Source organism: Streptomyces sp. NPDC056128 (assembly GCF_042263835.1).
Taxonomy (GTDB): Bacteria; Actinomycetota; Actinomycetes; order Streptomycetales; family Streptomycetaceae; genus Streptomyces.
Genome location: NZ_JBHJVQ010000014.1, coordinates 138,867 through 144,050, shown reverse-complemented (window position 1 = coordinate 144,050; position 5,184 = coordinate 138,867). Strand labels below are relative to the sequence as shown.

The following is a 5,184-nucleotide window of genomic DNA, read 5'->3' as shown; positions in this document are numbered from 1 at the left end:
CCTTCGCGCGCGCAGGCCGGCGGCCGGCGCCCCTACCGGGCACCGGCCGCCGACGCGCGCTTCCACCACCGGCCGCTCAGCCGGCCGCCCCGCCCAGGGCCCGGGCACGGACACGGGCCATCAGCCGCGCCTGCCGCACCAGATCACCGTGGTGCACCGCCCGCCCCGCCGGATCGGCCACCGCCTCGTGAAAGGCCGTGAACACGCCGAGGAACTGGTCCGAGGCCGGGGCGAGGATCCGCGTCTGACGGTCCTTCTGCTCCAGCCGCAGCACCGGACGGGCACTGTCCGAGGGCGTGAACGCCCACTCCAGCACCAGCCGCCCCTCACTGCCCCACAGGTCGTACGTCGAGCGGTAGCCGTGGGACAGACCGAACGAGCAGTGCGCGCTGACCCCGTCGTCGTCACCCAGCAGCGCCACCCCGGACACGTCCACGCCCAGCTCCGCGTCGAACCGCAGCCCCGCCCCCAGCACCCGCGCCGACGCACCGAGATACTCCTGCGCCGCCCGCACCGGATAGCAGCCCACCTCCCACAGCGCCCCGCCCCCCAGCTCCGCCTGGTACTTGATCTGGCCGGGGTCGGTCGGCGGAATCCCGAACGCCCCGTTGAAGGAGCGCAGTTCACCAATGGCCCCGCCGTCCACCAGGGCCCGCGCCTGCGCGTGCTGCGGATGCCGCAAGAACGCGAAGTTCTCCATCACGGCCAGCCCGCGCTCCTCGGCCAGCGCGACCAGGCCCCGCGCACTGTCCTCGTCGGGCACGGCCGGCTTCTCCAGCAGCACATGCTTGCCCGCCTCCAGCGCCCGCCGCGCCCACACGGCGTGCTCGCTGTTCGGCAGAGGGATGTAGACCGCGTCGACACCGGGCGCCTCCAGCAGCCGCTCGTACCCCTCGACGGCCGCGCAGCCGGCGCCGCCCGCGACGCCCTCGGCCTTCTCACGGGAACGGCTCGCGACCGCCGCCAGACGGAACGGGGAGCGGCCGATCGCCGGCAGCGCCCGGCGCACCGCGATGTCGGCGCACCCCATGATGCCGATACCGGCCCTCGACCCGGATTCGAGAAAGGGCGTCAGATCTTCGATTTCCACAGGCCCACCTAAACGACGTCAGTAAATACGAATGCCTGAACCGGTATGCCGTCAGCCTGAGTACGCGGGCCCGCGCCTGTCAACAACACCGCAATGCGAAGGCACCGCCGCAGGGAAAACTTCCGGGCGGACACCGGCCCCCGATAAAGTGCGTGGCACGCCTAAATGGGCACGAAGTCACTGAGGAGGCGCCACGGTGAAGGGCATCATCCTGGCCGGCGGCAATGGCACGAGACTCCATCCGATCACCCTCGGAGTTTCGAAGCAAATGCTCCCGGTCTACGACAAGCCGATGATTTACTACCCGCTGTCGGCCCTGATGCTGGCGGGGATCACCGAAATAGAGATCATCACCACGCCCGAGGACTCGGAGATGTTCCGGCGCCTGCTGGGCGACGGCTCCTGGCTGGGCATCACCCTGACCTACGCCGAGCAGGACAAACCCCGCGGCCTCGCCGACGCGTTCCTGGTCTGCGCGGACCACATCGGCGACGACTCCGTCGCCCTGGTCCTGGGCGACAACATCTTCCACGGCTACGAGTTCGGGCCCATGCTCCAGCGCGCCGCCCAGGACCTCACCGGCTGCGTCCTGTTCGGCTACCCGGTACGCGACCCCGAACGCTACGGCGTGGGCACCCTCGACGCGCAGGGCCGCCTCGTCGCCCTGGAGGAGAAGCCCGCCGACCCGCAGACCAACATGGCCATCACCGGCCTCTACCTCTACGACAACCAGGTCGTCGACATCGCCCGCCGCCTGCGGCCCTCCGAACGCGGCGAACTGGAGATCACCGACCTCAACCGCGTCTACCTCGAACGCGGCCAGGCCCATCTGGTGCCGCTGGGACGCGGGTTCGTCTGGCTCGACACCGGAACCCACGACGCGCTCATGGAGGCCGGCGACTACGTCCAGGTCCTGGAACACCGCCAGGGCGTACGCATCGCCTGCCTCGAGGAGATCGCCTACCGCATGGGCTACATCGACCAGGAGTCCTGCTACCGGCTCGGCAGCCGCCTGGCGAACTCCTCCTACGGCCGCTACGTCATGGAAATGGCCCAGGCCGGCTGACCCCCCCCGTGCGCGCGGTCCCTGCACCCGACCCGACCACGAAAGAAGTGCGACAGCCATGAAAATACTGTTCACCGTCGGGGGCAGCCAGGCGGCCGTCTTCGGCGTCGCCCCGCTCGCCGCCGCCGCCCGCAACGCCGGCCACGAGATCCTGCTGGCCGCCGACGAACCGCTGATGGCGGCCGCCCAGTCCCTCGCCCTGCCCGCCCTGTGCATCACACCCGAGCGCATGCGCTACGGCCAGGACGCCATGACGGCCACCGACCGGATCGACGCCCTGCTGGAACTGACCCGGCAGTGGTCCCCGGACCTGGTCGTCGGCGGCCTGTCCCACGTCCCCCGGGTGCTCGCCGCCCGGCTCAAGGTCCCCTTCGTCCGCCACATCTGGTACATCGCCCCGATGGCCCGCCGGGACCGCACCGCGCTCGCCGACCTCCAGCCGCAGCTGCAGCGCCTGGGCCTGCCCGAACTGCCCGAGCCCGACCTCTTCGTCGACCTGTGCCCGCCCGCCCTGCGCCCGCCGGGCGCCCCCGCCGCCCAGCCGATGCGCTGGGTGCCCCGGGTGAGCCAGCGCCGGATCGAGCCGTGGATGTACACCCGCCCCGCCGGCCGGCACCGGGTCCTGATCACCGCCGGCACCCGCAACCTGATGCTCGACACCCCCGGCAGCTCGCTGCGCCGCCTGGTGGACTCCCTGACCGCCTCCGGCGCCGAGGTCCTGATCGCCGCGCTGCCCGAGGCCGCCGAACGCTACGGCGCCGAACTCGGCGGCGTCCGCATCGGCTGGATCCCCCTGGACGTCGTCGCCCCCACCTGCGACCTGGCCGTCCACCACGGCGGCGCCACCACCGCCATGACACTGATCCACGCCGGCGTGCCCCAGCTGATCGTCCCCGACAACGGCTACGGCAAGGCCGTCGCCCAGGCCGTCAGCGGCTACGGCGCCGCCGTGATGGCCGACCGCAACCGGCCCCAGGACGGCCGGGACCCGGACGAGGTGACCGTCACGGCCTGCCGGGAGATCCTCGCCGACCCCTCCTACGCCGAGCGCACCCGCACACTGGCCGCCCACAGCGCCGCGCTGCCCACCCCGGACGACGTACTGCGCCGTATCGAGGCCCTGGCCGCCCGCTGACCGGCCCGCCCGCCCGCACGCCTGTGCCCCGGGACCGCGGAGAACTCTCCGCGGTCCCGGGGCACAGGCGCGTGCGTGGGACGGTGGGCGGGCCGGCCCTCAGACCAGCGCCTCCAGCCGGGGCACGATCTCGGCGGGCGTGGGCAGCGTCGAGATCTCCTTGGCGAGGAACTGCGTGCGCTCCGTGTAGCCGGGGTTCTCCAGCAGTTCCCGGCAGGCGGCGGCGATCACTTCGCCCGGCTCCTTGTCCGGCTCCTGGGCCTGCGGCCACAGCGTCCGGCCGGCGCCGAAGCCGGTGATGGCCTTGGCGATGGCCTCCCGGTGGTAGTTCGGCGGGAACTCCGGCGGGTTCTCCGGGATGACCAGCTGCGGCACCCCGTTGGCCATCAGCGTCGTCGCGGTGGTCGCACCGCCGTGATGGACCGCCAGATCGCAGGTGGCGGCGGTGACATCGATCGGGATCCAGCCCACGCGCGCGTCGCCCAGCTCGTCGCCGAACCGCCCGACCGCGCCGGGGTTCGCCGCGATCAGCGTCTCGGCACCCAGCTTGTCCAGCTCCCTGACCAGCAGCGGCATCGACCAGCCCGGGTCACGGAACATCAGGCTGCGGAAACCGGAGGTGATCACCACCCGCTTGCGGCCGCCCTCGGGGCGCGTGTACATCCAGCGCTCCAGCCGGCGCTGCGGGTTGCTGGGGATCCAGCGCATCGGCTGCGCCGCCGGATCGCCGGCCGGCCGCAGCGACGGCGGCGTCGAGTCGAGCAGCAGGTCGGGCTTGAGCAGCCCGTCCACGCCCAGCCGCTCCATCTCGGGCCGCAGCTCGTCCTCCGCGCCCGGGTCGATCCCGGTGAGCGGAATGCCCAGGTACTCGACGTGACGCACGTAGGGGACCTTCAGGTGGGCGGCCAGCAGCATCGCCGCGTAGCTCTGCGAGCTGCCCACGACCACGTCCGGCCGCCAGTCCCCGGACAGCTCCAGCAGCGACTCGACGCCCGCCAGGCCCATCCTCGCGAAACCGCGGCCCTGCCCGAGCATCTCCTCGTCGCCCAGCTCCCTAGGGAAGCGCAGCCCCTTGCCCGGGTTGGTGATCCGCATGAAGTGCCGGATCGGGTCCACGGTGAAGCAGAACGTGGGCAGACCGATGGCCTCCGCGGTCTCCACCCACGGCTCGTGGGCGGCCAGCATGACGTGGTGGCCCGCATTGCGCGCGGCCGTCGCCAACGGAGCGGCGGCATAGTAGGTGGCCTGGCTGCCTGTGGTGACGAACAGGATTTTCATGGCACTCCGGATGCTTTTCGTGGGACGCGGCCAGCAGCATGTGCGAACAGTACCGATGGTCCGCAGGGCGGCCTTTTTCTGTCAAACACCGGTAATTGGCAAGCCCGTTCAATCGCGGATTTCCCGCAGTTGAACAGAGTATTCTCCGGGCCTCGTTGCGCACCGTTCGGCCGCTGACCATCATGAGTCCGGTACGTGTGGCCAGGAAGCCCCAGAAACGGATACCGAAAGTCGGTGGCACATGAACAGCCTGATCTACGAAGCCCGGATGGCCCTGCGCGACGTCATGGAAGTGAACATCTACAGCCAGGGAAACGACAAGGTCTACCTGACGGTATTCCCCGAGCTGGTCTGGGAGGGCACCGAACAGACGCAGCCGGAAAAGGTCGTCCGCAACGTCATCGGCCGCCTCCACGACATGTCGCTGGACGTCGCGGGCGGTGAGGGCGCCGTACGCGCCCTGCTGGACGCCGGCCCCGTGGAGATCGTCCGCAAGGCCGCCTGACCCCACCCCCCCCCGCCGGCGGTGCGCGCCGGGTGGCCGCCGCCGCCGGCCGCCCCGGGCCCCACCCGGGGCCGGGGGGGGGCCGCGGCCGCCCGGGCCGGGCCGGGGTC

At 71.7% G+C, this 5,184-nt stretch carries 5 protein-coding genes; 3 read left to right on the top strand and 2 right to left on the bottom strand.

What is annotated here, in order from left to right; all coding sequences use genetic code 11:
• Window positions 1-76: 76 nt before the first annotated feature.
• Window positions 77-1,090 (bottom strand): Gfo/Idh/MocA family protein, encoded by a 1,014-nt coding sequence (locus ACFC1X_RS24875; protein ID WP_376357082.1) that lies wholly within the window; start codon window positions 1,088-1,090, stop codon window positions 77-79.
• A 196-nt stretch (window positions 1,091-1,286) separates the two neighbouring features.
• Here ACFC1X_RS24875 and rfbA point away from each other — a divergent pair, with 196 nt between their 5' ends.
• Together rfbA and ACFC1X_RS24865 are read left to right on the top strand one after the other, a co-directional pair.
• Window positions 1,287-2,156: a glucose-1-phosphate thymidylyltransferase RfbA gene (gene rfbA / locus ACFC1X_RS24870; RefSeq protein ID WP_376357080.1), complete on the top strand. Its 870-nt coding sequence runs from the start codon at window positions 1,287-1,289 to the stop codon at window positions 2,154-2,156.
• A gap of 58 nt (window positions 2,157-2,214) precedes the next feature.
• Window positions 2,215-3,291, top strand: coding sequence for a glycosyltransferase (locus ACFC1X_RS24865; protein WP_376357078.1), 1,077 nt, complete (start codon window positions 2,215-2,217; stop codon window positions 3,289-3,291).
• A 99-nt stretch (window positions 3,292-3,390) separates the two neighbouring features.
• Here the strand turns inward: ACFC1X_RS24865 and ACFC1X_RS24860 are convergent, their stop codons facing one another.
• Entirely contained in the window at window positions 3,391-4,569 is a 1,179-nt protein-coding gene (locus ACFC1X_RS24860) for a glycosyltransferase (protein ID WP_376357076.1), read from the bottom strand.
• A gap of 241 nt (window positions 4,570-4,810) precedes the next feature.
• Here ACFC1X_RS24860 and ACFC1X_RS24855 point away from each other — a divergent pair, with 241 nt between their 5' ends.
• Window positions 4,811-5,074: a hypothetical protein gene (locus tag ACFC1X_RS24855; RefSeq protein WP_376357074.1), complete on the top strand. Its 264-nt coding sequence runs from the start codon at window positions 4,811-4,813 to the stop codon at window positions 5,072-5,074.
• Window positions 5,075-5,184: the final 110 nt, after the last annotated feature.

Bases quoted from the DNA above. Each gene is read 5' to 3' on its own strand.
- ACFC1X_RS24860 (WP_376357076.1), bottom strand. From the start codon at position 4,569: ATGAAAATCCTGTTCGTCACCACAGGCAGCCAGGCCACCTACTATGCC.
- ACFC1X_RS24865 (WP_376357078.1), top strand. From the start codon at position 2,215: ATGAAAATACTGTTCACCGTCGGGGGCAGCCAGGCGGCCGTCTTCGGC.
- ACFC1X_RS24855 (WP_376357074.1), top strand. From the start codon at position 4,811: ATGAACAGCCTGATCTACGAAGCCCGGATGGCCCTGCGCGACGTCATG.